Source organism: Kitasatospora sp. NPDC047058, from assembly GCF_040643935.1.
Classification (GTDB): Bacteria; Actinomycetota; Actinomycetes; order Streptomycetales; family Streptomycetaceae; genus Kitasatospora.
Genome location: NZ_JBEYVJ010000657.1, coordinates 1 through 2,750 on the forward strand (window position 1 = coordinate 1; position 2,750 = coordinate 2,750).

A 2,750-nucleotide genomic window follows, 5' to 3' on the forward strand; every position below is an offset into this window, starting at 1 on the left:
CCCGGCGCCCCGGCAAGGACGTCGTCCAGCGACCAGTCCACGAACGGCGCCAACGCCTGCGCACACTCCGCCAGCCGCGCCGCGAACACCGGGCTGGCCTCGACCAGTTCCCGGCCCATCCCGACCCACTGCGACCCCTGACCCGCGAACGCGAACACCGTCCGCGCACCCGGCCGCGCCACACCCGAGACGACGGCACCGCTGGGCACCCCGGCGGCCAAGCTCTGCAGCCCCGACACCAGCTCGTCACGCCCGGCGCCCACCACCACGGCCCGGTGCTCGAACACCGACCGCGTCGTCGCCAGCGACCAGGCCACCTCGGCAGGAGCCAGCTCCGGCCGTGCGGTCGCCCAGTCGTACAGCCGCTCCGCCTGCCCGGCCAGCCCCTCGGCCGAGCGGCCCGACACCAGCCAGGCCCCGGCCGCACCGGACTCGACCACCTTGGCGACGTCGCCCCGGCCGTCGCTCCCGGGCTCGCCGGGCTCGGCGGCCGCGGGGGCCTCCTCCAGGATGACGTGCGCGTTGGTGCCGCTCAGGCCGAACGAGGACACACCGGCCCGGCGCACCCGGCCGTTGACCGGCCACGGCGCCGCCTGGGTCAGCAGCTCGACCTCACCCGCCGACCAGTCGACGTGCGGCGACGGCACCTCGGCGTGCAGGGTCCTCGGCAGCTGCTCGTGCTGCAGCGCCATGACCATCTTGATGACGCCGGCCACGCCGGCGGCCGCCTGGGTGTGGCCGATGTTGGACTTCACCGACCCCAGCAGCAGCGGGCCGTGCCCGCCGCGCTCCTGGCCGTAGGTGGCCAGCAGCGCCTGGGCCTCGATCGGGTCACCCAGCTTGGTGCCCGTGCCGTGCGCCTCGACCACGTCGACGTCCGCAGCCGTCAGCCCGGCGTTCGCCAGCGCCGCACGGATCACCCGCTGCTGCGAGGGGCCGTTGGGGGCGGTCAGACCGTTGGACGCACCGTCCTGGTTGGTCGCGCTGCCGCGCAGCACCGCGAGCACCTGGTGCCCGTTGCGCCGGGCGTCCGACAGGCGCTCCACGACGAGCACGCCCGCACCCTCGGCGAAGCCCATCCCGTCCGCCTGCGCGGAGAACGCCTTGCAGCGGCCGTCGGTCGCCAGCCCGCTCTGCTCGCTGAAGCCGACGAAGCCCTCGGGGCTCACCAGGATGGTGACGCCGCCGGCCAGGGCCATCGAGCACTCGCCGGAGCGCAGGGCCTGGGCGGCCATGTGCATCGCCACCAGGGACGACGAGCACGCCGTGTCGACCGTCACCGCCGGGCCTTCGAGCCCGAGCGCGTAGGACACCCGGCCGGACAGCACGCTCGTCGCGTTGCCGGTGATGAGGTGGGCCATGCCCTCGATGTCGGCGCCGTAGCCGTAGCCGGAGGTGTACCCGCCGACGAAGACGCCGGTCGCGCTGCCGCGCAGCGACTCCGGGTCCATGCCGGCCCGCTCCACGGCCTCCCAGGACAGCTCCAGCAGCAGCCGCTGCTGCGGGTCCATGGCCAGCGCCTCGCGGGGGCTGATGCCGAAGAAGCCGGCGTCGAACCCGCTCATGTCCTGGACGAACCCGCCGGCCTGGACGTACGAGGAGTTGCCGAGGGCCTCCAGGTCCCAGCCGCGGTCGTCCGGGAAGCCGGAGATGCCGTCCCCGCCGGAGGCCAGCAGGGCCCACAGCCCGTCGGGGTCGACCACGCCGCCGGGGTAGCGGCAGGCCATGCCGACGATCGCGATCGGCTCGTCGGCGGCGATCGTGGCGGGCACGGCGGCCGGCGCGTCGGCGCCGTCCGGCACGGCCCCCAGCAGCTCCGCCTCCAGGTAGTCGGCGAGCGCGGCCGTGGTCGGGTAGTCGAACAGCAGGGTGGCGGGCAGCCGCAGGTCCGTGGCGGAGCTGAGGTCGTTGCGCAGCTCCACCGCGGTCAGGGAGTCGAAGCCGAGTTCGCTGAAGGCGCGGTTGACCTCGACCGTGTCGGGCGACGGGTGGCCGAGCACGTGCGCGGCCTTGGCCTGGACGAGTTCGGTCAGCACCCGGCGCTGCTCGGCGCGGCTCATGCCGGCCAAGCGGCCCGCCAGGTCCAGCTCGGCCGGTGCGGCCGGGACCTCGGCCAGCATCGCGGCCAGCCGGTGGATCTCCGGCAGGTCCCGCATCAGGGGGACCTGCAGCAGGCTCGCGGCCGACTGCGGCGCCGCCAGGATGACGGACCAGTCGATGTTGGTCACCGTCAGCACGGTGTCGCGGCAGTCCAGCGCCTCGCCCAGCGCCCGGACCGCGAGGTCCGGGTCCATCACGCCTTCCCACTGGTTGCGGGCCAGCCGCTGCCGGGCCGCCTCGGAGCCCTGGGCGACACCGGCCGCCCACGGGCCCCAGGCCACGGCGAGCGCGGCCAGGCCGCGGCTGCGCCGGTTCTCGGCCACGGCGTCCAGATAGGCGTTCGCCGCACCGTAGTTGGCCTGGCCCGGGCCGCCGGTGGTGGCCACCACGGAGGAGAACAGGACGAAGGCGTCCAGGTCCAGGTCCGCGGTCAGCTCGTCCAGGTAGGCGGCGCCGGCGGCCTTGGCCGCGAGCACCGACTCCAGCCGGGCCGCCGAGAGGCCGTCGATCACGCCGTCGTCGAGCACCGCCGCGGTGTGCACCACCGTGCCCAGCGCGGGGCCGCTCGCGGCGATCCGGTCCAGCAGCCCGGCCAGGTGCGAGCGGTCGGCCGCGTCGCAGGCCACCACGTCCACGCCGGTGCCCCGGGT

At 75.4% G+C, this 2,750-nt stretch carries 1 protein-coding gene; it reads right to left on the minus strand.

The window, feature by feature from the left end:
* Positions 1 to 2,750 (minus strand): beta-ketoacyl synthase N-terminal-like domain-containing protein (locus ABZ885_RS38885; protein WP_360199585.1); only part of this gene is annotated, 2,750 nt, incomplete at both ends.